Raw genomic sequence first — 24568 nt, forward strand, 5'->3', positions numbered from 1 at the left:
ATGACATTCTTTAGAATGTTATGCCTTTTTATTATACTTTATTGTTAAGATAACTCCTTTACAGTATCAGGTTTAGAAGTCAATATGCTTCTTACAACAAAATAACTAGTTAAGCCACAAACTAGCCCTACCATTGCAGCAGGAAAAATAGTATCATCACCTATTCCAATTGTAGAGGCAAATATTACAATTCCCAAAATTTCTGCTCCAAACCAAGAGCCAATCATTATACCTCTCCATTTATTAGGGCTTTCTCCTTTTTCTCCTGCTAATTCAGCTATTTTCTTACCTAAAAAAACTAATGCTAATATTTCTATCATATTTTAATTTTTGATTAAATTTTTCTTTTCATTTTTATTCATAAAATACTTATGAGTTTAATAAAATTGCTAACAAATCTTACTGACAACTAAAAAATATAATGAAGAAATATATAGCAATTTAGAGAACACCAAATATAAAAAATATTTTAATCTATTCTATAATTTTAATTCGATCTGGGTAACGTTTTGGTGCTACAGGTTGTTCGTCAGGGTGCCCCAAAGCAACATTAATAGCGACTTCAAAACCTTCAGGAATGTTTAGTAGTTCTAAAATGTCTTTATTTTCTTCTAGATTTAAAATTGGTACTAAAGTCCCTAATGGGCACGTGCCTAAATCTATAGCATGCGCACTTAATAAAATGTTTTGCAAAATAATACCACTATCTAAATAGCTAATATTACTACTTTTATTTCTAGCTATAACAATAAGCGTTGGGGCGCTATGAAAAATGCTAAAACCAGGTTCTCTATAACGTGCGGCACTACCTTGAAATTCTTTGCCTTGTGCGTAATTTAAAAAACGATTATTAATTTCGGTTAATAATTCTTGATTCTGAATAACGCGTACTTCCCAAGGTTGTTTATTCAATGCACTTGGCGCAAATAAAGCGCTTTTCATAACTGTATCTAATTGGGCTTTACTAACCTGTTGATCTGTATATTTTCTAATAGATCGGCGTGTTAAAATATTGTCTATAATGGCTTCGCGTTGTGATCCAGAATAGGTTGTTTTTTCTACGGGCTTTTCTTCACAAGAAAATAAAGCTATACTAAGAGCTAAAAACAAAAACTTCTTCATAATTACTACTGTATTGGATTGAATATTTTTTTACTAAATGAAAAATTAAATTTTAAAATAATATATATAATGTATAGATATACAACGTAAGCGGTTAAATGGTAATAGTTAAGGGTAATAACAGATAAAGTAACGCCTATAATAGCTAGCGTAAGAAAAAACAGCTGTTCTATTTGTGTTTTTCTATTTATGCTTTTACCCCAAACTTTAGGTTTAAATGCTTGTGAAATTAAGTATGAAAACCCATTAAGGATTAAAATTGAAAAAGACATATACTCGTAACTAACGTTGCCTAAAAGCAATAAAAAAGCTACAAGTCCAATCATAGCGCCGTAATACAGTTTACCATTGGTATTGGTAGGGCTAGAAGGCATATCGGTAGCCATAAAAATAGTACCTAATAATATGCCTGCTAAAGAAAAGTGATAATTTTCACCACCATCTATTAACCAAAACCCAAGAAAAAATACAGCTAATAACGCTAGCGGAATATGCCAAGATATTCTATTTTTAAATAATAAATATAGTCCACCTAAGCTAATAGCCAATATTGAATATTCTCCCATAGCTCCACTAGTATTATAAACTAGTTGGTTTAAATATTGAGACAAAAATGGATGTTCTAAACCCGAGAATAAGTTAATACTTGGTGTGTTAACAAAGCTTTTGGTTGCCCAAATACTTGCCGAGGTCATAATTACAGGATAGAAAGTAGTCATAAATTCTCGTCCTACTAATGCAGGATTAAATCTATTTTTTCCTAATCCGCCCCAAACTACTTTACCAAAAATAATCGCAGCAGCAGCACCAAAAGCAACGATATACCAAGGTGTTATTGGCGAAATTGTAAAACACATTAACAAAGCAGTTACAATAGCAGAGCCATCTAAAATACTTTTATAATTTTTTGTGTATAAGAACGCGCAAACAAGTTCTGTTAATAAAGCAGTTCCTGTGGCCACTAACAGTAAGCTTAAAGCAAGCATACCAAACGCAATGATACTAATAATGGATAAAGGTAATAATGCAATAATAACATCTAACATCACAGCAGAAGTACTACCAAATTTTGGTTTTATATATGGGTTTAAACTCATGCTTGTTGTATTAAGGTTTTACCAGAAAAAATACTTTGCATTAAAGGCACATCACTAGGACATATATACGCACAAGCACCACATTCTATACAGTCCATTAAGTTAAAATCGTTTAACTTTTGAGTATCTTTATTTGCAGCATGACGCGCAAACTCCATTGGCATTAAACGCTGCGGACAAACATCGGTACAATATCCGCATTGGATACAGTTATAACGTTTGTTCTTAGGGTTTGGCATAGTCAATAAGCCTCCACTACCTTTGTTTATAGGTGTTTCTGGATGGTGTACAGCCTTTCCCATCATGGGACCTCCCAAAATAACCGTTTGCATATCGTTATCCCATGGTTGACCTAATGTTTCTAAAATATGATTTAAAGGTGTACCAATAGCTACTCTATAATTACCATGGTTTACAGCCTTCTCACCAGAAATTGTAACAATACGTTCGGTATAAGGTTGTTGTTTATAAAATGCTTGATACAATGCCCATAAAGTACCAACATTATTAACCATAATACCATGATTTGCAGGAATACTACCTTTTGGTATTTCTTTTTTAGTTAATGATTTTATAAGCTGTAATTCACCACCTTGAGGATAAGTGTTAGGTAATAATTTTACTTGAATTGTAATGCCTAATCTAGAGGCTACATTTTGCAAATGAGATTTTAATTCTTTGTGTTGTTTTTCAATACCAAAAATAATGTGTTTAGCTTTAATTACTTTTTGTACAACTTTAATGGCTTTAATTAATGCTTCTGCGTCTTGTTGCATAACCGCATAATCTGCACTCAAATAAGGTTCGCACTCGGCACCATTAATTAAAAAATACGATATAGATTGCGTATTGGTTTGATATTTTGTTGCAGAAGGAAAACGCGCGCCACCACTACCTTCAATACCATATTCTTTTATAAACGTAAGAATTTGTTCCTTTGTTAAAGCTTCAATATTAATTGGTTTTTTAGAAACTTTTTCTTCCCTAAAATTATTTTCAATTTTAATATAAGATGAACCATCATTGCTTATTATGTCTATCACAGTGCCTGATACTGGTGCATGTATTGATGACGCAAAAATACCTTCGGAACTAGCGATTTTTTGATGTTTCAAAATATTGTCACCTATACCTACCAACGGCTTCAAACTACCTCGGTAAGCTTGTAAAGGCATATATAAGTATTTTGGAGTAGCAAGTGTTTTTATTGTTTTTGATTTTGTTTTCGATTTTAATGATGGAATATGCATCATAAGCTTAAAAAGGGTTTAAAATATTGCGAATGTAGTTGCATTTGGTGGTCTATAATATAGACTTCAAAATCAAATACTTTTTGAAGTTGAGACACTATAGTTTTAAATTGAGATATGTCTGCCCCAAATAAGGCTGTAGAAATCATATCGCCTAAACATGCCGATTTTGAACATAAACCAACTTGTAAGTTTTGCGAGGGAAATCCGGTTTGTGCATTTATAATATGACTATATTTTTTACCATTAATTTCTAAAAACTGAGTTTGAGTAGATGATAATGAAAAGCAAGTATTTTGTATCGACAAGCGTTTAAAGTTATTATCTAAATTAGGATGTGGTATTTTAATATACCATTGTGGGTGTGTGTTATCTGATAAGCCATAAATAGTACTACCACCAGCATTTATAATAGCATCTGTAACACCTTTGTTTTTTAAAAAGGCTACAAGTTGATCTACAGCATAGGCTTTTATAAACGATCCCGTAATTAACTCTTGTTGTGGTGCTATTTTTACATGATTACCATGTATTTGAATGTTTTTATAATTTACTTGTTTTAAACATCTTACTATGGCTGTTTCTGTAGGGGGTTGAGTAGGTTTTTCCTTATAAAATCCCCATAAACGTATTAAGGGCATAGCAGAAATATCATAACTTCCATTTGTTATTTCTGCTATTTTTATGGTTTGCTTTAGTAAATTAATTGTAACATTATCAACCGTAACCCAATAACCTGCATTGGTATTAATTTGATTAAAATAAGAACCTTTTTGATACGAATTGTAGGTGCTATCTACTGTTTCTAATAAAGAGAAACAATCCTCTAACAAAGTTTCTGGATAATTTGCAGGAATTTTAATTTTAATATGACAATGAAATAGAAACCGGGTTTGTGTAATATAGGCTTTACTGGCTACTTGAGGCATTTTCATCTCCATCCAATTCTATAGTTGTTCGTCCTTTTTTTCGTAAAGCTTTGAAGTTTACATTTCCTAAATTTATTGTTTGAAAATAAAAATTAGAATTTTTCCATGTTTTTGTAATGGTGTCGTAGGTGATTTTTTGAGTTTCAAAACGTTTTTCAACATTGTCATTAACAGTAGCAAGTGCTTTTTCTCGTTTATATTTTTCTCGAGATTCTTGCCACTTATCCCATAAATTACGATTACCAAAAAGTAATAAACTAATGCCAAGAAGGTAAAGTATTATATGCTTAAAATTCATAGATTATATGTAAACTCCAAAGGTAACATCAATCGTGTTACAAATAAATAATATAGTAGTTAATGGTTCGTTAAAGAGTAAATAAACTTAATGACTTTTGTCTTAAGTTTATTTCTATTTTGCTTCAATAGCCTTAATTATTTCAGTATAGTTATAACGTTTTGCTAAATCTAAAGGCGTATCGCCTTCATAGGTTTTTAGATCTAACCGCGCTCCTGCATCTATTAGCACTTGTGCCGCTTTTGGATTGTTGTGCCAAATAGCATCATGCAAAGGTGTGTAGCCATTATTCAATCCTTGATCGTCTATATATTTTTGGGCGTCTTTGTGCGCTACCAATAACTCTAAAACTTCTGGATTGCCTTTATAACCACCTTTATGAAACGCAATTGCATTCATTGGGTAACCACGCTGACCAATGTTTGCACCAGCATTCAGTAATACATTAACAAGTTTAGGATAATTATTCCTAGAAGCTACTAATAGCGGAGAATGTTTATCGTTACCTGTTCCTGTTATATACGATTCAGTATTTACAGGCTCTCCTGCTGCTATTAAAGCAGTTACTTTTTCAAGCTTTTGGTCTTCGGTTAGCTGTTTGTTTATTACTACCTGATATATTTTTTGCTCAGCTATTTTTTCTTTCAAATCCACCTCATAATCATCAATTATCTTGCGAAGAGAATCATACCTCTTCTGGTCATTATCGTTTGGAGAGGAATCCCAGCCACCAATCATATCTCTTGCCATAATGCCACCGTTAGGGCTTTTTACATAAATATTAATATCTTTTGCTTTTAAAAGAGCTTTTATATTTTCACCTTTACTGTACCAAGCAGCAACCATTAAAGGTGAGTGCCCAGCACGTGGTGTAATTTGGTTTACAAAAGCACCGTTTTTAATTAAAATATCGATCATTTTTGGATTATCGGTCTGCGAAGCAATATGTAATGGAGCATTACCCATACGACTATCTAATTGATTAATATCGGCACCATTGGCAATTAGTTCGTGTACTTTAACTTCATCATTATCTATAATAGCTTGATGGAGCTGTGGTAAACCTGTAGCTGTTTGTTCCATGGTTTTAATTTCTTTTTTTTCTAAAGATTTTATTTGATTTTGGGTGCAATTTAACAGCATTAAGGCTGTAAAAATTATCATTAAAAACTGTTTTTTTTTCATACTAATATGTTTATTGGTTTATGTGATAGATCATACCTGTTTTATCATCTTCTATGGCTTGTTTATACAATTTGGCAAACTCAATTGCTGGTACACCATAGGTAGAATCCATTCCCATTTGTTCCATAGTTTCTTTTGTAAAAGATGGACTTACCGCATTAATTTTAAATTCTTTGCTTTCTACGGTAGCTGCTTTTACAAACGCTTCTACACCTGCATTAATAACGCTTAAAGATAAACCACCAACCATTGGTTGTTGTGCTAAGATACCAGAAGATAATACGAAAGTCGCACCTGGATTGGCATACTTTCTACCCAGCATAACTAAGTTTATTTGCCCCATTAACTTACTTTGCAAACCGTCGTGAAAATCTTGAATACTATGTTCTTCTATGTTTCCCCATTTACCATAACCGCTTGTTGCTATTAGTGCATCAAAACCACCAATGCTTTTAAGCGTAGTATCTACTGCTTCTGCATTTGCCATGTCTAATTTATAATTGCCACTTGTACGATTAATAGTAATAATTTCATAATCTTTACATAAAATATCTTGTACTTTTGAACCAATGATGCCTGTTGCACCGACTATAATTACTTTTTTCATTTTTATAATTCGTTTACTATATATTCTTTAATTTGTATTTGACCATTAGTTGTTAGGACTAGTTTCCAATGTTCTTTAACATTGAGCTGTAATAATTCACCAGATACTTTTTCTGCTTTTAGCTTAATAGTTAAATACACATCAAAAGCATTGTTTTCTTCTTGAATGATTATGGACTCAATACGATGTTCATTATTGGGTTTTAAGGTATTTTTAATGTTGGTGTACCAAGTTTCAAACCCTTTAATACCAGTAAATTCTCCCTCAACAAATTGAAATTGCGTATCGTTATTTATATAAGGCGTAAATGAAGATGCATCTGACAAAACATCAAATTTGGCAAACCAATCTTTTACAAAGCGCTCAATACGTACTTCTGCACTAGTATTGGTTATTCCCTCTAAAACAGCAGCTAATTTTTTAATATGATTATCGGCACGTTGCAAAACAACCTCTTTGGTATTATACACACCCGGAACATAAGTTAAACCATGTGTATAAACCGGTTTTAGATAATTCATTTGACTTAAATATGCCGTTTGTTGTAAGGGTTTGATTAGTTCTTCTATGGCAAAATGATTGTAACCTATTGGCGTGTATGCCTCTTCTGGTCCGCCAACGGTAATGCTTAACAAAAAGTTTTTACCTCTTAATTTATCACCCTTAGAACCATATGCAAAGTTGAAACTAAACACTTCATCAAACCATTGTTTTAAAATGGCTGGCATATTGTACCAAAAAAATGGAAATTGAAAAATAATCGTATCTGCAGCAAGTAGTTTGGCTTGTTCGGCTTCTACATCTATTTTAAAATCGGGATATTGGTTGAAGATATCACTGATCTCAAAATGATTAAATTGTGCAGCAATTTCTGTTGATATATGTTTATTGGCTACCGAATCTTTAAGATTTGGATGCGCTAAAATCATTAATGTTTTCATTTTTGTTTAAAATTTGTGGCGTCAGTTACCAAATAGCGTTCTATAATAGGTAATGGTTCATTGGTATCTTCTCGCATTATCCATTGTTGATCTACACGGAGATCAGAGTAAGTGTTGTCTTTAAAAAGAGCCCGCCAGTGTACAATAAATTGAGCCATATACTTACCGTTACTAAGGTAACTTACATCTATTTTTTCGATGTCATGATCATCAGAAATGAGTAAATCATGTATCCATCTATGCCATTCCAAAAATTCAGATTTTGAATGTATATTTTTGTAAGCTGGAAAGTCTACGAAAATATCATCTGCAATTAATTTATTGAAAGCTTCTGCAGATACATGTTCGTTATTACAAGTAGCCCGTTCATACATAGAAAATATTTTGTAAACAAAGCTTTTAATATCATTTTTAGTAAATTTTCTATTTCGAAAAGTATGCATTAGTTGTTCATACTCTATAGTTTTTGTATTCATTAGTATTTAAATTAGTTGTACATACAATTTAATTTAGAGTCTTTCATTTATCAAAGTATTGATAGACTTTTATTCTACTTCGTTAAGTTTTGTATTAGCTAAATGCATGTCAGCAGTTAGTTTTACAGCAAATTCTTCTCCTAATAAATTACAGTAAGCTTTATATAAGTTACCCAGTGCTTCGTCTAATGAAGGTTTTAGGTTCTTACCTTTTTCAGTAGGAATAATAAGTGTGTTTCTACCTTCGTGAGTTCGTTCTACTAATTGCATCAGAACTAATTTATCTATAAAACGAGTCATTGTAGATGCTTTTACATTTATACGCTTACTTAATTCGTTTTGACTTAAATTAGGTTCATCAATTATTAATAACATTAAATGAGCATAAGATGGTGCTAGACTAGTAACTCTGAAGGCATCTTCTGCTAGTTTACCTATATACCTTGATAGAGTGTTTGTAGTAAAATACAAACAGCATTCCTGAAAAGACTTTAAAGGTGTACTCATTTTTTTATTAAAATTATGAGACAAAGTTATATGTAATTAGTTGTACATACAATTTTTTAACTTAAAATTATAATAGTGATTTAAATCACTATTATAACCTATTTCTTTTTTACATTTTATTAACAAACCAGTTACTTGCTTTTTTTACAGCTTCAATAACTTCGGCATCTTGGTCGTAGTATGCGAATTGATGAAATGGTGATTCTAACTCTGTATCCATCCAATACAATTCTTTGTCGGTTGCTGCAATGTTATTAAAATATTTTTTGGTATATGCTGGTAGCACAGCACCGTCTGAATGTATCATTAATACAGGTTTATTTAATTTTTTTGCAGTTGGCATTGGATCTACTGTTAACCAATCTTCCCAACTTGCTACAGCAAATTTATCGTTACTCCATTGTTTTACAGCACCACGATCTTTATTTAAATAATAATCGTATGGTCCGTACATTGCGGCAGTTGAGTCTGTTTTTGAAATGGTTGGAATATAAGCTACTTCCCCTGTTTCTCCATACATTTTTTTTGCCTGTTGTGCTGCCTTAATTTTTGCCTGCACACCTTCTTTACCTCCATAAAATAATTTTACAGCTTCTGCATCGTGTAACCAAGATGCTGTAGTGACTACAGATTTAATGCGGTTGTCTTCTGAAGAAGCTATTAAGGTATACATTGCACCTGCGCAAACACCAAATGCACCAATTTTTGAATTATCTACTTCTTTTAAACTTTCTAAAAAAGAGACTGCATTTTTTATATCTTCTTTCTTAAGATTTGGGCTTTCGTAAAAACGTGGTTCACCTTCACTTTCACCATAATTTCTAAAATCAAAAGCTAATGTAATTAATCCTTTTTCCGCTAGTTTTTCAGCATATAAACCAGCCATTTGTTCTTTAACGGTTGTCCAACTTCCTGAAACGACTACTGCAGGATACGTGTTTCCTTCTCTATAATTTGCTGGGTAATATAAATGCCCTACTAAGTTTAATCCATCGCTTTTAAATGTTACTTTTTTCATCTTTTTATGTGTTATTTCTTTTGTCTTTGTTAGTTTTTGTGGGCTGTTTTTTGTGATGGCTTTATAGCCAGTAATTACTATAAATGCTGTAAGTGCTATTGTTAATATTTTCATGTTTATTTGATTTTATCGATTAAGCCAAAACCTCTTGCGGCTACTATTGGGTTGAAAATTTCGACATATTCGGTAATTTTACCTTCAGTATTGAATTTAAAAGTTGAATAATAGTTGTTACTGTATATGCCTGCATTATGTTTTAGTTTTATGTGTCCTGTGTATTTTGCATATACCATTGCAGTATTTTCCATTGCAAAAATGTCTTCAATGTTAAATGTCATTCCATCAAAATTTGGAAAAACAGGTTCCCAATAGGCTTTTATTCCTGCTTGTCCTTGCGCTCCTTTAGGAAAAAGGTCTGAATGGTATGGATTAATTTGCTTACCATCTTCTGCAAAAAGATTGGCTACAGTTCCTGCATTTTCATCTTCAAGTGCTTTAAAGAATGCTTTAACCGTACGGATGTTTTTTTCTGAAGTTGATAATTCTTTTACATGTCCTGTAACATTATTGATAGCTTTTTGCGGTAAGGAAAGGTTACCATCTTGATATTTAAAATTAAATATCATTTTAGTGATTTTCCATTGTTTATTTATTAGTTTTAAGTCTAAATTATAAGTGCCAACTACCGTCCAAACATGTCCTTTGTCGTCTTCTAAATAATGGGTTGCCGTGCCATAAGCAAACACTTTGGCAGTTTCCCCATTTATGGTTTCCGTAAGGTTGCTTATTTGATGATGAGTGTAGGTAAAACCTGGTAAAATGGTTTTCCAAGTGCTGGTAATTTCTGATGGTTTTAAGGTCGTTGCTGGACTTCCCATAGAGGAATAATCTAATACAACTTCGGTGTTAAAACAGTCTTCTACTTGAGACCAATCCCTTTCATCAGATGCTTTAAATAACTTTAAAACGATGTCTTTTGGTGATGTCATTGTTTTGCCTTGTATTGTAATTGCTGTTAAAAGCGTAGCAATTGTTAATAAATATTTCATAGTGCTTGTATTACAGTACAAAGATGCTACAGAACAGCGAAGAAAAATTTACAGAATCAAAGCAAGAGGTATAAAAATCAAAGATTAGCTATTTTACGATAACTAGCAGGTGTTTTTTGCGTGTGTTTTTTAAAGAAGCTGCTAAAACTGTTTGGCGAATCGAAATGCAAACCATAAGCAATTTCTTTAATACTGGCTTCTGAATGTATTAAACGTGATTTAGCCAAATGCAAGACGTGTTTTTGTATAGTTTGTTTTGCAGTTTGACCAGTAATTAGCTTTACTACAGCATTTAGATGATTAGGATGAATATTTAATAATTCGGCATAAAATCGTGTGGTGTGCGGATTGGTTTTATTAGAAATAATTGAGTTAGGGTAAAAGCTTATTTCAATTTGTGATTGAAAACGAGATAGAATTTTTAAATCGGTTTTACGTATTTCAGCAGCAGCATTTGTATTGCTAATGTTTTTATGAAAGTACCGTTTTACCACATTTAGTAATAGCAATAAATATGATTCGATAAGTTGAAACTTGTCAACGTTATCGCTGTGGTATTCATTGTAAATAGCATTATATACAGACAGTATTTTAGTCACATCATCTTTACTAACCTCAAAAGGCGTGCTTTTTTCAATTTTTAAAAACGAGAAGTGACTTAAAATATCTTGAAGAAAATTAGATTTAGCGATAAAATCTTTAGAAAACATCAAATAATAACCATTCCAATCTGGAATAATATCCCAGGAAATAAGTTGAAAAGGCGAGTTAAAAAAAATAACAGAACCGTCTGGAAAATCTTTAAAATGACCTGTAATAGCAATGCCACTACCTTCAACCTTTATAGCAATAGCATAAAACTCATGCCTAAAAGCGGGCATTTGACTAACTATTGTAGGCATATTGTCTTTAAAGCTTCTGATGTCAAAATCGGGATGCTTTGGTGGTGAAATATTAATTGCCTTACAATAAGCGGCTATATTTTTAAAGTGTTGCATACTATTTAAAGACGAAACTAAACAATAGACTTTACAAAAGTATATAATTAAGACGTTGATTATTTTTATATTTTACAGTCATTTTATCTTGAAGTTTATCAACTAAATAACTATTATTTTCCATTTTTTTCAATGTATTAATAAATATTAGAAGCGTTTGCTATCTAAAAGTCATTTATTTCAACTTTATTTTTTACTTATAAATATAATTTACAATACTTTTATTTATTAAAAAAGTGTTTAGTGTATAGATGTCTCAAATGGACTTTGTAGTAATGTCTCAGTATAAAAAATCGGCTTAAAATTTCAAAAAACTTAAGCCGATTTTTTGTTTTAACGATTACAATGTTTGTCTATTTTCATAGGTGAATTATTTTTCATATTCACTTAGTAGACGATAATGCTTTAATAAAGATCTATTGATATTACATTATTTTGGCAATGCAATTTTATTAATGGTAAAATTTAGGTTACTGATATCGCCTGAGGCTTCATTAATTCTAGAATTGGTATAATACAAATCTCCATCGTATATACTAAAAGTATCTGCCCATTTTACTTTTTCACCTTCTATTAAAGTTTTAATAGTACCATTTGGAGTAATATAATTAATTTTGTTGTGCTCTAAATCGCCATAATAAAGATTACCTTTTTGGTCAAAAATCATTCCATCTGGCGCAGACGTTTTAGCTTCAAATTTTACAGAAGCTTCTATTTTAGATTTGTCTTTTAAATTGAAACTATTTACTGGAATAGAGTACAAGCTATAACCTGAAAGTGCATGGTAAAATAAACGTTGATTTTTTTGGTCAAACGCAATTCCATCGGAATGCACAACGTTTTTCCAAACTGTGTTGTCAAACGTAAGTTCAGATACTTCAGCCATGGTACTTTTATGATTATCTAAAATACGGGTACTTTTTCCTGTGTTTAAATTTAAAGCGACTAATCCTGCGTGGTTAGAATCTGTAAGATATAGTTTGTTATTGGTCTTATCTACACGTAAATCGTTAATGTAAGAATCGGTATGATAGCTGTCCTTTTCTAATTTATACGTTTGCTCTAAAATATTAGTATTCAAGTTGAAAATAAACACTCTAGGAGCATCTACAACACCATTAAACTTTGGGTTTCTCGTGTCTAAAATGTATAGTTTATCTTCAAAAGCAACAACAGATTGTACAGCAAGAAATAGATCTTCTTTTGGGTGTTCCTCTAGTTGCCAAAGATTCCAAACCTCGTTTGGGTAAGGTTTATACGAACCATTTTTAAACACTTCGACTACTGAATACTTTACTGAATCTCGCCATCTAGGAAAATTAGCAAATACACGACCGTCTTGAGTTACAGTAACTCCTGTAACTTGCTGCCCTTTAAAGCTAGCAATCTCTGTAATGTTTGATTTGTTTTCTGAAATAGATTGCTTGTTTTCAGGTTTTTTAGTTTCTCTTTTAGTTTCGTTTTTACAAGTAATAAGAGAGAAAATAGATAGCGATAGTATGAGTATTTTTTTCATTTTAAAATATTTTACTTTTCTTCATTAGCATAAGCACCAGAAGAATATGTTAACTCGTAGCTGTGTGTGTAAATTTCGAAAACAATTCCAAAAGGGTCTTCTACATAACACATTTTATAGGGTTTGTCGTTCGGATAATATTCTCTAATAGGCATACGTTGTTTTCCTCCAGCTGCAACTATTTTTTCAATTAAGCCTTCAATATTAGGATCTTGGATGCAAAAATGAAACAACCCTGTATTGAATGGGTTAAATTTTGGAGCTTCTTTTTTGCCGTGAGGAAAACTAAAAAGCTCAACACCTATTCCGTCAGAGGTTGCTAAATGGGCAATTTCAAAGGTTTCCCAATCGTCACCAAATACATCAATACACATTTGCCCTATGGCTGTATCAGTTTCTTTTTTTACTAGAGATGGAGGCATAATAGTATACCAGCCCATTACTTCTGAATAAAACTTAGCAGCTTTATTAATATCAGGTACTGTAATTCCAATATGAGAAAATCGTTTAGGATATGTTTTCATTGTTTTATAATTTATAAAGTTAATTGCAAAGGACAAAATTATTTTCTTTTTAGTATAAATTATATTAAAGTTCTGTGAAAAGTTATTAAACACTTTGTTTATATAATTAATGTGTTGTTTTTTGTATATAAACTCTATTGAAATTATTATTTAAATTTGTCGAATGCAAGATAAATATGAATTACTGAGGAGGCATTTTGAAGAAATTGTTAAGGTTACAGATGAGGAATGGAATATTATAAAACCTCATTTTCAATTTAAAAAACTTAAAAAGCACCAGTTTTTAATACAAACAGGACAACCAGTAGATTGTGAGTTTTGGATTATTAAAGGGCTCATAAAATCATATATTATAGATGAAAAAGGGCACGAGCATATTCTTCAATTTGCTATGGAAGAGTATTGGGTTAGTGATTATTATGCATTTCAGCATAAAGAGTTAGCGACAACTATAGTAGATTGTATTGAAGATTCAGAATTTTTCTGTTTATCATTTGAATCAAGAGAAATTATCTGCGAAAAAATTCCTGCAATAGCAAACTTTTTTAGGGTTAAATCTAATTACGGTTTTATTAACCTACAGCAACGAATTTTATCTTTATTAACTCAAACAGCTGAAGAACGTTATGATGCTCTATTATTTAAATTACCTAAGCTAGTACAACGCGTACCCAAAAAATTAATAGCAGCTTACTTAGGAGTTTCTAGAGAAACTTTAAGTCGTTTTAAAGGTTAAAAAATGATATACATCACATTTTTATATTGCGATACATCACTTTAAAATTGTGACATACATCCTCGTATATTCTAAGGTTTTCATTGAATTTTGTCTAAGAAATTTAAACAAAAAACAAAACAATGAAAACAAGATTTTATACATTCATACTTGCTTTATTTTTTAGCACTGCATTAATAGCACAAAAAAAACAAAACAAACCAAGCGTGTTAATGGTACTATCTAGTCACCAAGAATTAGGTAAAACCGGAAAAGAAACTGGCTACTATTTAAGTGAAGTTACGCATGCTTATGAGGTTTTTGAAGCTAATAATTATGAGATAACACTAGTTAGTCCAAAAGGAGGAAACCCGCCAGTAGATGGTTTTGATCTTAAGGATGAAGTGAATAATAAATATTGGAATGATGCAACATTTCAGAACAAACTTCAAAACACATTAAAAGCTTCAAAAGTAAAAGCTAAAGATTACGACGCTATTTATTATGCTGGTGGACATGGAACAATGTGGGATTTCCCAAACAATAAAAAACTAGCGAAGATTGCTGCAAAAATTTACGAAAATGATGGTATTGTAGCAGCTGTTTGTCATGGTCCTTCGGCTTTAGTAAATATTAAATTATCTAATGGTAATTATTTAGTCGATGGTAAAACGGTAAGTGTATTTACAAATGAAGAAGAAGCCAATGTAAAATTGGAAAACGTTGTGCCATTTTTATTAGAAAACAAACTTATTGAACGTGGTGCAACTGTTGATAAAGCGACTGTATGGCAAGAAAAAGTAAGCGTAGATGAGCGTTTAGTAACAGGTCAAAATCCTGCTTCTGCAAAATTAGTAGCAGAAAAAATTGTAGAACTTTTAAAGGCTAAACACTAAAAATGGAAACGCAAATAGGAACTTTAAAAGCAAAATCAAAACGTAAAAGCCTACCAGCTGCATTATGGGCATTAACCATAAGTGCATTTGGTATCGGTACTACAGAATTTGTTATTGTTGGCTTACTGCCAACAGTAGCAAACGATTTAAACACCTCAATATCCTCTGCAGGTTTATTAGTAAGTCTGTACGCCGTTGGCGTTGCAATTGGTGCGCCAGTATTAACCGCATTAACAAGTCAAATTGCAAGAAAACGACTGTTAATAGCCATAATGCTATTATTTATAATTGGTAACGGATTGGCAGCTATTGCACCTAGTTTTATCTTACTAATTTTAGCTAGAATCTTAACAGGTTTTGCACATGGTGTGTTTTTTTCAATAGGCTCAACAATTGCAGCTAGTTTAGTGCCGGAAGATAAACGTGCTTCTGCCATTTCTATAATGTTTGCAGGTTTAACTGTAGCAATCGTTACTGGTGTACCATTAGGAACCTATATAGGACAAAACTTTGGATGGCGTGCCACCTTTATAGGTGTTGCTATCTTAGGAATTATTGGTGCGGTAGCAAGTTACTTTTTGGTACCAGCGTCGATTAAAACATCAAAACCACTTCGTATTGTAGATCAGTTAAAAGTACTTAAAAACCGTTCTATTTTGCTGGTACTTTCTATCACAGCTTTAGGTTATGGTGGTACTTTTGTAACCTTTACCTATTTAGCTCCTTTATTAGAAGAAGTTACTGGTTTTTCAGCAAATATGACGAGTATTTTATTACTAGTTTACGGTATTGCAATTGCATTAGGTAATGTAATAGGCGGTAAAGTATCTAATAAAAAACCAGGGAAAGCCTTAATGGTTATGTTTGCCTTACAAGCTATAGTATTGTTAATACTTTATTTTACAGTATCTAGCCAAATATGGTCAGTGGTTACACTATTTTTTATGGGCATATTAGCCTTTTCTAACGTGCCAGCATTACAATTGTATGTGGTAAAAATGTCTGAAAAGTACTTGCCAGGTACCGAAGATGTTTCATCAGCTTTAAATATAGCAGCCTTTAATGTAGGTATTGCAATTGGCGCCTATGTTGGCGGACTTATTATTGAATCTTCACTTGGTGTTGGCGCAACACCTTGGGTAGGTAGTATATTAGTAATAGTTGGCTTTTTAATCACTTTGATTTTATACAAAAAAGAAAAACTTTAAAACAATGAAAACTTTACAATTTAGAAATAACGACGAAATGCCAATTTTAGGTCTTGGTACCTTTAGATCAGAACCTAACGAAGTGTACACGTCGGTATACGAAGCTATTAAAATAGGTTACCGACATATTGATTGTGCATCAGTATATGGTAACGAAAAAGAAGTAGGAAACGCTATCGCAGATGCCATTAAAGAAGGTATTGTTACACGTGAAGACCTATGGATTACTTCAAAATTATGGAGCGATTCTCATGGAAGAGAAAACGTTATTCCTGCGTTACAAAACACCTTAAACGATTTACAGTTAGAGTATTTAGATTTATACCTAATCCATTGGCCAATTGCCTTTAAAAAAGGTGTCGAGTTTCCTAAAACAGCAGAAGAATTTATTCCGCTTGAAGACCAACCACTTACAGACACTTGGAAAGGTATGGAAGATGCTTTAGAACAAGGCTTAGCTAAGCATATTGGGATGAGTAATTTCAACCAAAATGATTTAATAGATATTATTGATCATGCTAAACATTTACCAGAAATGCTTCAGGTAGAAGTGCATCCGTTTTTACAACAAAACGAACTGTTAGAATTCGCTAAAGCACATCGCATTCACATGACAGCTTATGCACCAATAGGTTCTGGTGCAAATGATGATGATGATTTAAATTTGTTGAAAAACAAGACTATTAACGACATCGCAACCGCTAATAGCATGACTGCCGCACAAGTACTTCTAGCTTGGGATATACAACGTGGTGTTTCGGTAATACCAAAATCGGTTAACCCAAAACGTCTTCAAGAAAACTTTGATACCATTGCTTTTGAATTGAATGATGACGATATGAAACGTATTGAAGCTTTAGATAAACATCATCGTTTTATAGATGGTACATTTTGGGAAGTTGAAAACGGTCCGTATACCGCAGAGGGTATCTGGAATGACTAAGAACAAAACTACATCAGACATGTTTACTTATTTAAGTTTTAAACTGTTTGATGTAGTTCAATTTTTTTAATTTTATGAAAAATTTTGATAAACTATACAAACCAGGTAAAATGACGCTTGGTATTGAATTTCCTTTAGATAACGATTGGTCTTTAGAAGGCGATAAAAAACGAAAGGAAGATGGCAGACCATTTGGTGTGCCAGATATCAGTAAGCATTTACAGTACGTTAAACAAATTGATAAGGCTGGTTTTGCTGCAGTTTGGATTAGAGAAGTACCTGTTTACGATCCTAATTTTGGTGATGGCGCACAGTTATTTGACACCTTAAGTTATTTAGGGTATTTATCTGCCGCAACTAAAAATGTGTTGTTAGGTACAGCCGCAATAGTTTCTCCATTACATCAACCTATAAAACTAGCAAAAGCAACCGCTACGATAGAACATCTAAGTGATAGCCGACTTATTTTAGGCTTGGGTTTGGGTGATAGACCTGTTGAGTTTCCAATGTATGGTATCGATTATAAAGAGCGACCAAAATTGTTTAAAGATTATCTAAATATTATGCAAGAAGCTTGGAAAACCAACAGTGATTTATCGGCCATATATCCGTTTTTAAATAAAGGTGTTGCGGTATACCCGAAGCCAAAACATCAAATTCCGCTAGTCGTTGCTGGACATTCCGGACAAAGTCTTGAGTGGATTGCCAAAAATGCTAATGGTTGGTTTAATTATCCAAGAACACCTGAAGAAACCTATTTAAACCGTAAACGATGGTGCGAAGCATTATACGATACAGATCAAGCCTGCAAACCTTATATTTCGGCATTTCATTTAAATCTGTTACAAGATGATAATACTATGTTTAAACCACATCGTTTTGGTGGTTCAGTTGGTATTAATCATTTAACTGAATTACTAAAAGCTTACGAAGACGCCGGTGTAAACCACATGGCCTTACATTTACGAAAGTCAGACACATCTTTAGGTGAGGCGATTTCAAAAATTGAAACAGTAGTTCTTCCTAATTTTTATTAATAATTTACATAATCAACAATTTCTAGCCCGTAACCAATCATACCTACACGTTTAGTTTGTTTAGTATTAGAAACCAAACGTAGTTTATGAATGTGTAAATCGTGTAAAATTTGTGCACCAATACCAAAGTCTTTGTTGTCCATGACTACATTAGGAGCTTTCATTTCACCTTTTGCTTGGTTCTCTTTTAAAATGCGAAGTCTATTTAAAAGGTTTAATGCTTGCATTTGTTGGTTAATAAATAATATAGCGCCTCTACCTTCATCATTAATAACTTTGAACATTTGATCTAATTTTTTGTCAGCATTATTGGTTAAGGTTCCTAAGATATCATTGTTAACTAAAGTAGAATTAACACGAGTTAAAATAGGCTCATTTTTACTCCAAGTACCTTTGGTTAGGGCAATGTGTACTTGGTTATTAGTAGTTTGTTTATATGCACGAAGGCGGAAATCACCAAAACGAGTTTGAATGTTAAAATCTTCTTTCTTTTCAATTAACGAGTCGTGCTCCATTCTATAAGCAACTAAATCTTCAATAGAAACAATTTTTAAATCAAATTTCTTAGCAACTTTCATTAGTTGAGGCAAGCGTGCCATGGTACCGTCTTCATTCATAATTTCAACGATAACGCCAGCAGGCTCTAAACCAGCTAAACGAGCAAAATCTATAGCAGCTTCTGTATGACCGGTTCTACGTAATACACCTCCGTTTTTAGCTTTTAAAGGAAAAATATGCCCTGGTCTAGCTAAATCAAAAGGTTTTGTATCAGAATTAATTAAAGCTTGTACAGTTTTAGCTCTATCAGAAGCAGAAATACCTGTAGTAACACCATTTCCACGTAAGTCAACCGATACAGTAAAAGCAGTTTCCATAGGGTCGGTATTGTTACTAACCATCATTCCTAACTCTAATTCTTTACAACGAGTTTCAGTAAGAGGGGTACAAATTAACCCACGACCATGAGTTGCCATAAAGTTGATCATTTCTGGGGTGATTTTTTCTGCAGCTGCTAAAAAGTCACCTTCATTTTCACGATCTTCATCATCAACTACGATAATAACTTTACCGTTTTTTATATCTTCAATAGCTTCTTCAATTGTGTTTAATTGAATATTAGTTGGTGTTTGTGTTGTCATTATGTTGCGGTTTTCTCTTTTTAGAGAATAAGTTTTTTACAAAGTTTCGTATTGGAGCAAAAAAGCTATTAATATCAAAAAGACCTTTATCTTTGGTAGCTCTAACTGTTAAAATAATAGCCAAAGGTAGCATTAAAAATACACTTAGCCAAGAGCCAGTAATAGCTGTAAGTGAGCTTTCTTCTGCTAGGTTTCTTCCGAAGGTATTGGAGAAAAAATATAGTACATAAATGGCAATTGCCAAAATCATAGGTAAGCCCATTCCTCCTTTTCTAATAATAGAACCTAAGGGAGCACCAATAAAGAAAAGTAATAAACAAGAAAGAGAAAAGGCCATACGATTAAAAAACTCTATATCATATAAATTTAAATATTTTCGTTTGTTTTTTAAGATGTCTTTGTTGGATTTATTATTGTTGATTGTACGTTCTAATTTAGAGGTAGCTACCGAAAGAATATTTTGCTTTTCTTTTAATTCAAAGTTTTCAAGAATGTCTAGAGAAAGGTTTTTGTTTATTAATGAGTCAGGGTGTTGGTATAAATCTTCTACATCAATACTTAAAAACAAGTTTTTAGCTCTACTACTAACAAAAGCATCATAATTTTGTTTCATTGTTGGCAAAGTGTCCTTTAACTGAGCCAAACTTAACATATTGTAATTTGTTTTATACTTTTCATCTTCCAAACCATCATCATTAAATGAAGAGATATCAATGTTAATAGTATATTCTTTAAAAGTTGCGTAGGAAGCTGGCATTTTTTCTCGCTCTTTATAAGAAGCTCCGTTTTTCAAATGATGTTCAAAATAATGTCCATTTTTTAAAACCAATGTCATATAACGACTACCTTCTTCTGAAAGAATTTCACCACGTTCTGCAGTAATTATTTTATTGTTTCCTTTTTTAGAAGATAAGTCGTAAATCATCACTTCTTTTAAAAGGTTATCATCTTTACCGTACTTTTCTTTAAATTTTATTTGAAAATTAGGGATTTCAGTGTTAAAACTTCCTGCAACTAACGCTATTGCAGGTTGTTTCTTTTTAATGTTTACCTTCATGTTTAATTGCTTAAGCATTGCGTATGGGTATACATAGTTAAGAAACAAAAAGTTAATACTACTTAAAAAAATAGCTAAGAAAACAATAGGGCGTACCATACGCTGTAAAGACACACCTGCAGATTTTGCTGCAGCAAATTCATAATTTTCAGATAAACTACCCAGTGTCATAATAGAAGATAATAAAACACCAATAGGTAAAGCTTGAGGGGTGACAATAAGAGTTGTGTACCACAAGAATTTTAAAATAATTCCTGCGCTAATACCTTTACCAGCAAAATTATCAAAAGCTAACCATAATACTTGCATTACTAATACAAACAAAATGATAAAGAAGGTTGCTAAAAAAGGAACTAAGAAGCTTTTTAATATATATCTGTCTAATGTTTTCACAGATGCAAAGGTAGTAGGTTAGTGGCATATAAACACAAAAGTTTTGTTAATGATTTTTGAGCAAATCAGTAACAAAACTTTTATGTAATTTTTTAGTCGATATAATATCCTTGCTTAGCATACTTAGTTCTATCAAAAGAAAAAAGTTGAGCAGATATAGGTTGGTTGCTTTTAAATTTAGTAATTGTAAAAGTAGTTTCAGCTCCGTTAGAGCCTATTTGGGTAAGTTTATAAATATGTTTTGTTTTAGCATCGATACCTAATTGAACTTTTACAATATCAGAGTTACTATCAATAGGAGTAAGGTCTATGTACTGAACTTTACGTCCATTACTGTTTTTTAATGCCCCCATTTGGTAATTATAACCTTCTTTGTAAAAAGTTAATAATTTAGAAGGGTAAATAAAGCCATCTTCTTCATCTAAATTACCATTGTTAATACTAACCTCCTTTTCATCTTGGTTAATAACAACTAATTTTTTTCCATCAAAAATAAAGGTGTTTCCAAGATAGTCTAGGTTATATTTTTCACCAGAGAGTGTAATTTCTCCTCTTATTGGAGGGTCATTTGTGATACCCGCTTCTTTGTTAATTAAAGAAGAATTAAAACCTATAACCATGTTTCTGTAGGTACCCATTTTATTTGAAACTTCATCTAACAGTTTTTTTGCTTCAGAAGAATCTGTTTGTCCCATAGCACTAATGCTAATACATAATCCAATAAATAATAATCCTATTTTTTTCATCGTCTTTCTTATTTCCACTTTCGGAATAGTTTATAATTATTAATTCTTTTCACTTTCTAATAATTGTTCTAAAGCAATTAAGTCTGGTACAAGTACTTGTCGTGCTTTGCTACCTTCGAAAGGACCTACAATACCAGCGGCTTCTAATTGATCTATTAACCTACCTGCTCGGTTGTAACCTAACTTCAATTTACGTTGCAATAACGATGCCGAACCTTGTTGTGCAGTAACAATAACTTCAGCTGCTTCTTTGAACAGTTTATCTCTGTCTGCAATATCAACATCAAGATTTGTGCCACCTTCTTCGCCAACATATTCTGGAAGTAAATAAGCTTCTGGGTACGCACGTTGGGAACCAATAAAATCGGTGATTTTTTCTACTTCAGGTGTATCTACGAAAGCACACTGAATTCGAGTAATATCATTTCCTCCAGAATACAATAAGTCACCTCTACCAATTAATTGGTCTGCTCCTGGGGCATCTAAAATAGTTCTCGAATCAATTTTTGAAGTTACTCTAAAAGCAATTCTAGAAGGGAAGTTTGCTTTTATAATACCTGTAATTACATTAACCGATGGACGCTGAGTTGCCACAATTAAATGAATACCGATGGCACGTGCTAATTGAGCTAAACGAGCAATAGGGGTTTCTACTTCTTTTCCAGCGGTCATAATCAAATCAGCAAATTCGTCAATTACTAATACAATATAAGGTAAAAAGCGATGTCCGTTTTCAGGATTTAGTTTACGAGCCTTAAACTTAGCGTTGTATTCTTTAATGTTACGAACCATGGCATTTTTAAGCAAGTCGTAACGATTATCCATTTCAATACATAAAGAGTTTAAAGTGTTAACTACTTTGGTAGTATCTGTAATAATAGCATCAGAATCATCTGGTAATTTCGCTAAGTAATGACGCTCTATTTTATTGAATAGTGTTAATTCTACTTTTTTAGGATCAACTAATACAAACTTTACTTCAGCTGGATGTTTTTTGTATAGAAGTGATGTTAAAATAGCATTCAATCCTACTGATTTACCTTGTCCTGTAGCACCTGCCATAAGTAAGTGAGGCATTTTAGCTAAATCGATAACAAAGGTTTCGTTTGAAATAGTTTTACCTAAAGCAATAGGAAGTTGCATAGGTGATTCTTGAAACTTTTTTGAAGCAATTACCGAATGCATAGACACGATAGTTGCTTTTTTATTAGGTACTTCAATACCAATGGTTCCTTTACCTGGAATAGGAGCAATAATACGTATTCCTAAAGCTGAAAGTGATAAAGCAATATCGTCTTCTAGGTTTTTAATTTTTGAAATACGAACTCCAGCTTCAGGTACAATTTCATATAAGGTAATTGTTGGGCCAACAGTTGCTTTTATTTGTGCAATACCAATTTTGTAGTTTTTTAAAGTTTCTACGATTTGATTTTTCTTAGCTTCAAGTTCGGTAGGGTCAACAGAAATGCTTTCGTTGTATTCTTTTAGTAAGTTAAAAGAAGGGAATTTAAAATTTCCTAGCTCTAAGGTAGGGTCAAACTCGCCAAAATCTTTTAGTAATTGATCTGATAAGTTTTCAGAGACACTTTTTTCTTCTGCAATTTTTTCAATAGCAACTTCTACTTCTTTTTTACTGTCTTCTAATATATCTATCGTAGGCTCGTTAGTTTGAGTAATATCTAAAGAAATTTCTTCTTTCTTTTCGTTATTTGAAGTTTCATCAACACCAGAATAGTTAGAAATGGTTGGTTGTAAATTTTCTAGAGATAGTTCAAAGTCTGATTTATCTTTCTTTGCTTCTTCAGTTTTAGCTTCTTCAGAATTGATGTTAACATCAGTATCATTTACAATTGTAGAGTCATCTCTGTTAACTTTAGGAGTATCTTTTATAGCGTTAGCTTTTTTCTCTTTATTAACTTTTACCTTTTCACTAATTGTTTCAGGAGTAATACTAAAGCGTATAATTAAATAAGCAACTAAAAAGAAAATAAGCAAAATAGCTAGCCCTGTTTTACCTATGAAAGTTTGTAAATATTCATTTAATTCAAAACCAATAACTCCTGATAAAAGGGCATGTTTTTTTTCAAAAAAACCCAGAGTTATTGCAAACCATAACATAATAAGAATAGCCCAGTTCCAAGAGGTTATAATTCTTTTTAGATTGGTTTGAAGTAAAATTCTAGATCCTGTTAAAAACAATGTTATAGGTATAATAAAAGCTCCTAAACCAAAACCGTCGTATACAAGAAAGTTACTGAGTTTAGCACCTATTTTTCCTAATAAATTTTTAGTAGGAATTGTTCTGTCTGCAAATTGACTAAGTGTGCTTTGATCTTCTTGCCAAGAGAAGAAAAAAGAAATAAAAGCAACGGTTAAAAATATAGAAAACAGTAATAGAAAAAAACCTAGAATAGTTTGGTTTTGTCTATTTGAAAAAAAGGTTTTAGCCTTTTTAATGATAGAAGTTTTTGGCTGTTTTTTTTGAACAGTTGTCTTTTTTTTTGCCATGTATTTTTGTTAGGAATAAATTGAACGCTACAATATAGCTATTATTTTAGGAAGGTAAATTACTCCAGCAATAATTAACGATACAAGAGCTGCAAATGCAGGAGCACCAGCAGCAATATCTTTAATGAAACCTATTTTTTTATGGTAATTTGGATGTATAAAATCAGCTACTTTTTCTATGGCAGTATTTAGAGCTTCAGCAACTAAAACAACTCCTATAGCTAACACTTGAACTATCCATTCGGTTGCAGATATGTTAAAGTAAAAACCTAGGAAAACAGCAATTAAAGCAAATGTAAGTTGAGCCTTTATGCTATCTTCTGTAGTTATTAATAACCACATTCCCTTTACTGCAAATTTAATACTACGTATGCGTCCCTTTAAAAAGCCGTCATTCGGGTTCTTCATA

26 protein-coding genes are annotated in these 24568 nt (G+C 32.1%); 5 read left to right on the top strand and 21 right to left on the bottom strand.

Going from position 1 to position 24568, the window contains the following annotated elements; genetic code table 11:
* Nucleotides 1-44: 44 nt before the first annotated feature.
* From ACXIHB_RS15315 to ACXIHB_RS15390, 16 genes are all read right to left on the bottom strand, one after another.
* Nucleotides 45-320: a hypothetical protein gene (locus ACXIHB_RS15315; protein ID WP_281980304.1), complete on the bottom strand. Its 276-nt coding sequence runs from the start codon at nt 318-320 to the stop codon at nt 45-47.
* Nucleotides 321-474: 154 nt separating this feature from the next.
* Nucleotides 475-1122, bottom strand: a complete 648-nt coding sequence (locus ACXIHB_RS15320; protein ID WP_462098582.1) for a nitroreductase family protein — start codon at nt 1120-1122, stop codon at nt 475-477.
* Between the two features lie 5 nt (nt 1123-1127).
* Complete coding sequence (locus ACXIHB_RS15325) at nt 1128-2219, bottom strand: RnfABCDGE type electron transport complex subunit D (RefSeq protein WP_462098583.1); 1092 nt, start codon at nt 2217-2219, stop codon at nt 1128-1130.
* A complete protein-coding gene (rsxC, locus tag ACXIHB_RS15330; RefSeq protein WP_159492496.1) occupies nt 2216-3472 on the bottom strand; it encodes an electron transport complex subunit RsxC in 1257 nt (418 codons plus the stop codon). The genes ACXIHB_RS15325 and rsxC overlap by 4 nt, the downstream gene beginning before the upstream one ends.
* Nucleotides 3469-4404: an FAD:protein FMN transferase gene (locus ACXIHB_RS15335; protein WP_159432104.1), complete on the bottom strand. Its 936-nt coding sequence runs from the start codon at nt 4402-4404 to the stop codon at nt 3469-3471. Before ACXIHB_RS15335 ends, rsxC begins: the two co-directional genes overlap by 4 nt.
* Nucleotides 4379-4696 (bottom strand): hypothetical protein, encoded by a 318-nt coding sequence (locus tag ACXIHB_RS15340; protein ID WP_073181312.1) that lies wholly within the window; start codon nt 4694-4696, stop codon nt 4379-4381. Before ACXIHB_RS15340 ends, ACXIHB_RS15335 begins: the two co-directional genes overlap by 26 nt.
* A 114-nt stretch (nt 4697-4810) precedes the next feature.
* The gene (locus tag ACXIHB_RS15345; RefSeq protein WP_462098584.1) at nt 4811-5881 is read right to left on the bottom strand and encodes an ankyrin repeat domain-containing protein; all 1071 of its coding nucleotides are present in this window, start codon (nt 5879-5881) and stop codon (nt 4811-4813) included.
* A 10-nt stretch (nt 5882-5891) separates the two neighbouring features.
* Nucleotides 5892-6488 carry a short chain dehydrogenase gene (locus ACXIHB_RS15350; RefSeq protein ID WP_462098585.1) on the bottom strand — a complete coding sequence of 199 codons (597 nt, stop codon included), beginning with the start codon at nt 6486-6488 and terminating at the stop codon, nt 5892-5894.
* Between the two features lie 2 nt (nt 6489-6490).
* The gene (locus tag ACXIHB_RS15355; RefSeq protein ID WP_159616086.1) at nt 6491-7429 is read right to left on the bottom strand and encodes an NAD(P)H-dependent oxidoreductase; all 939 of its coding nucleotides are present in this window, start codon (nt 7427-7429) and stop codon (nt 6491-6493) included.
* Entirely contained in the window at nt 7426-7905 is a 480-nt protein-coding gene (locus tag ACXIHB_RS15360; protein WP_156167025.1) for a hypothetical protein, read from the bottom strand. Before ACXIHB_RS15360 ends, ACXIHB_RS15355 begins: the two co-directional genes overlap by 4 nt.
* Nucleotides 7906-7974: 69 nt before the next feature.
* Nucleotides 7975-8412, bottom strand: coding sequence for a MarR family transcriptional regulator (locus tag ACXIHB_RS15365; protein ID WP_073181308.1), 438 nt, complete (start codon nt 8410-8412; stop codon nt 7975-7977).
* A gap of 109 nt (nt 8413-8521) precedes the next feature.
* Nucleotides 8522-9544 carry an alpha/beta hydrolase gene (locus ACXIHB_RS15370; protein ID WP_462098586.1) on the bottom strand — a complete coding sequence of 341 codons (1023 nt, stop codon included), beginning with the start codon at nt 9542-9544 and terminating at the stop codon, nt 8522-8524.
* A 2-nt stretch (nt 9545-9546) separates the two neighbouring features.
* Nucleotides 9547-10479 carry a nuclear transport factor 2 family protein gene (locus ACXIHB_RS15375; protein WP_173360667.1) on the bottom strand — a complete coding sequence of 311 codons (933 nt, stop codon included), beginning with the start codon at nt 10477-10479 and terminating at the stop codon, nt 9547-9549.
* A gap of 77 nt (nt 10480-10556) precedes the next feature.
* Nucleotides 10557-11477, bottom strand: coding sequence for a helix-turn-helix domain-containing protein (locus ACXIHB_RS15380; RefSeq protein ID WP_073181305.1), 921 nt, complete (start codon nt 11475-11477; stop codon nt 10557-10559).
* A gap of 430 nt (nt 11478-11907) precedes the next feature.
* Complete coding sequence (locus ACXIHB_RS15385; RefSeq protein ID WP_462098587.1) at nt 11908-12993, bottom strand: L-dopachrome tautomerase-related protein; 1086 nt, start codon at nt 12991-12993, stop codon at nt 11908-11910.
* Between the two features lie 11 nt (nt 12994-13004).
* Nucleotides 13005-13517 (bottom strand): VOC family protein, encoded by a 513-nt coding sequence (locus tag ACXIHB_RS15390; RefSeq protein WP_047789299.1) that lies wholly within the window; start codon nt 13515-13517, stop codon nt 13005-13007.
* A 163-nt stretch (nt 13518-13680) separates the two neighbouring features.
* On the opposite strand from ACXIHB_RS15390, the gene ACXIHB_RS15395 reads away from it, so the two are divergent.
* The 5 genes from ACXIHB_RS15395 to ACXIHB_RS15415 all read left to right on the top strand — a co-directional run bounded on the left by ACXIHB_RS15395 (nt 13681) and on the right by ACXIHB_RS15415 (nt 18316).
* Complete coding sequence (locus ACXIHB_RS15395; protein ID WP_073181299.1) at nt 13681-14253, top strand: Crp/Fnr family transcriptional regulator; 573 nt, start codon at nt 13681-13683, stop codon at nt 14251-14253.
* A gap of 122 nt (nt 14254-14375) precedes the next feature.
* Entirely contained in the window at nt 14376-15128 is a 753-nt protein-coding gene (locus ACXIHB_RS15400; protein WP_462098588.1) for a type 1 glutamine amidotransferase domain-containing protein, read from the top strand.
* Nucleotides 15129-15130: 2 nt separating this feature from the next.
* Nucleotides 15131-16336: an MFS transporter gene (locus tag ACXIHB_RS15405; RefSeq protein WP_083574745.1), complete on the top strand. Its 1206-nt coding sequence runs from the start codon at nt 15131-15133 to the stop codon at nt 16334-16336.
* A gap of 4 nt (nt 16337-16340) precedes the next feature.
* Entirely contained in the window at nt 16341-17279 is a 939-nt protein-coding gene (locus tag ACXIHB_RS15410; RefSeq protein ID WP_462098589.1) for an aldo/keto reductase, read from the top strand.
* Nucleotides 17280-17353: 74 nt separating this feature from the next.
* Nucleotides 17354-18316 carry a TIGR03571 family LLM class oxidoreductase gene (locus tag ACXIHB_RS15415; protein ID WP_462098590.1) on the top strand — a complete coding sequence of 321 codons (963 nt, stop codon included), beginning with the start codon at nt 17354-17356 and terminating at the stop codon, nt 18314-18316.
* Here the strand turns inward: ACXIHB_RS15415 and ribB are convergent.
* The 5 genes from ribB to ACXIHB_RS15440 form a co-directional block, all read right to left on the bottom strand.
* Complete coding sequence (gene ribB, locus ACXIHB_RS15420) at nt 18313-19455, bottom strand: 3,4-dihydroxy-2-butanone-4-phosphate synthase (protein WP_462098591.1); 1143 nt, start codon at nt 19453-19455, stop codon at nt 18313-18315. The genes ACXIHB_RS15415 and ribB overlap by 4 nt on opposite strands.
* Entirely contained in the window at nt 19433-20905 is a 1473-nt protein-coding gene (locus ACXIHB_RS15425; protein WP_073181290.1) for an LptF/LptG family permease, read from the bottom strand. Before ACXIHB_RS15425 ends, ribB begins: the two co-directional genes overlap by 23 nt.
* A 92-nt stretch (nt 20906-20997) precedes the next feature.
* Nucleotides 20998-21651 carry an outer membrane lipoprotein periplasmic chaperone LolA1 gene (locus ACXIHB_RS15430; protein WP_047789293.1) on the bottom strand — a complete coding sequence of 218 codons (654 nt, stop codon included), beginning with the start codon at nt 21649-21651 and terminating at the stop codon, nt 20998-21000.
* 39 nt (nt 21652-21690) lie between these two features.
* Nucleotides 21691-24159 (bottom strand): DNA translocase FtsK, encoded by a 2469-nt coding sequence (locus ACXIHB_RS15435; RefSeq protein ID WP_047789292.1) that lies wholly within the window; start codon nt 24157-24159, stop codon nt 21691-21693.
* Nucleotides 24160-24186: 27 nt separating this feature from the next.
* Nucleotides 24187-24567 (bottom strand): diacylglycerol kinase family protein, encoded by a 381-nt coding sequence (locus ACXIHB_RS15440; RefSeq protein WP_047789291.1) that lies wholly within the window; start codon nt 24565-24567, stop codon nt 24187-24189.
* Between the last annotated feature and the right edge of the window lies 1 nt (nt 24568).

The organism is Tenacibaculum sp. IMCC1 (assembly GCF_054906355.1).

What these genes read in the sequence shown, in the direction of transcription:
- ACXIHB_RS15335 (WP_159432104.1), bottom strand. Translation starts at nt 4,404, where the DNA reads ATGAAAATGCCTCAAGTAGCCAGTAAAGCCTATATTACACAAACCCGG.
- rsxC (WP_159492496.1), bottom strand. Translation starts at nt 3,472, where the DNA reads ATGATGCATATTCCATCATTAAAATCGAAAACAAAATCAAAAACAATA.
- ACXIHB_RS15400 (WP_462098588.1), top strand. Translation starts at nt 14,376, where the DNA reads ATGAAAACAAGATTTTATACATTCATACTTGCTTTATTTTTTAGCACT.
- ACXIHB_RS15320 (WP_462098582.1), bottom strand. Translation starts at nt 1,122, where the DNA reads ATGAAGAAGTTTTTGTTTTTAGCTCTTAGTATAGCTTTATTTTCTTGT.
- ACXIHB_RS15365 (WP_073181308.1), bottom strand. Translation starts at nt 8,412, where the DNA reads ATGAGTACACCTTTAAAGTCTTTTCAGGAATGCTGTTTGTATTTTACT.
- ACXIHB_RS15395 (WP_073181299.1), top strand. Translation starts at nt 13,681, where the DNA reads ATGCAAGATAAATATGAATTACTGAGGAGGCATTTTGAAGAAATTGTT.
- ACXIHB_RS15355 (WP_159616086.1), bottom strand. Translation starts at nt 7,429, where the DNA reads ATGAAAACATTAATGATTTTAGCGCATCCAAATCTTAAAGATTCGGTA.
- ACXIHB_RS15380 (WP_073181305.1), bottom strand. Translation starts at nt 11,477, where the DNA reads ATGCAACACTTTAAAAATATAGCCGCTTATTGTAAGGCAATTAATATT.
- ACXIHB_RS15325 (WP_462098583.1), bottom strand. Translation starts at nt 2,219, where the DNA reads ATGAGTTTAAACCCATATATAAAACCAAAATTTGGTAGTACTTCTGCT.
- ribB (WP_462098591.1), bottom strand. Translation starts at nt 19,455, where the DNA reads ATGACAACACAAACACCAACTAATATTCAATTAAACACAATTGAAGAA.
- ACXIHB_RS15350 (WP_462098585.1), bottom strand. Translation starts at nt 6,488, where the DNA reads ATGAAAAAAGTAATTATAGTCGGTGCAACAGGCATCATTGGTTCAAAA.
- ACXIHB_RS15315 (WP_281980304.1), bottom strand. Translation starts at nt 320, where the DNA reads ATGATAGAAATATTAGCATTAGTTTTTTTAGGTAAGAAAATAGCTGAA.
- ACXIHB_RS15385 (WP_462098587.1), bottom strand. Translation starts at nt 12,993, where the DNA reads ATGAAAAAAATACTCATACTATCGCTATCTATTTTCTCTCTTATTACT.
- ACXIHB_RS15345 (WP_462098584.1), bottom strand. Translation starts at nt 5,881, where the DNA reads ATGAAAAAAAAACAGTTTTTAATGATAATTTTTACAGCCTTAATGCTG.
- ACXIHB_RS15415 (WP_462098590.1), top strand. Translation starts at nt 17,354, where the DNA reads ATGAAAAATTTTGATAAACTATACAAACCAGGTAAAATGACGCTTGGT.
- ACXIHB_RS15390 (WP_047789299.1), bottom strand. Translation starts at nt 13,517, where the DNA reads ATGAAAACATATCCTAAACGATTTTCTCATATTGGAATTACAGTACCT.
- ACXIHB_RS15435 (WP_047789292.1), bottom strand. Translation starts at nt 24,159, where the DNA reads ATGGCAAAAAAAAAGACAACTGTTCAAAAAAAACAGCCAAAAACTTCT.
- ACXIHB_RS15370 (WP_462098586.1), bottom strand. Translation starts at nt 9,544, where the DNA reads ATGAAAATATTAACAATAGCACTTACAGCATTTATAGTAATTACTGGC.
- ACXIHB_RS15405 (WP_083574745.1), top strand. Translation starts at nt 15,131, where the DNA reads ATGGAAACGCAAATAGGAACTTTAAAAGCAAAATCAAAACGTAAAAGC.
- ACXIHB_RS15375 (WP_173360667.1), bottom strand. Translation starts at nt 10,479, where the DNA reads ATGAAATATTTATTAACAATTGCTACGCTTTTAACAGCAATTACAATA.
- ACXIHB_RS15430 (WP_047789293.1), bottom strand. Translation starts at nt 21,651, where the DNA reads ATGAAAAAAATAGGATTATTATTTATTGGATTATGTATTAGCATTAGT.
- ACXIHB_RS15440 (WP_047789291.1), bottom strand. Translation starts at nt 24,567, where the DNA reads ATGAAGAACCCGAATGACGGCTTTTTAAAGGGACGCATACGTAGTATT.
- ACXIHB_RS15360 (WP_156167025.1), bottom strand. Translation starts at nt 7,905, where the DNA reads ATGAATACAAAAACTATAGAGTATGAACAACTAATGCATACTTTTCGA.
- ACXIHB_RS15340 (WP_073181312.1), bottom strand. Translation starts at nt 4,696, where the DNA reads ATGAATTTTAAGCATATAATACTTTACCTTCTTGGCATTAGTTTATTA.
- ACXIHB_RS15410 (WP_462098589.1), top strand. Translation starts at nt 16,341, where the DNA reads ATGAAAACTTTACAATTTAGAAATAACGACGAAATGCCAATTTTAGGT.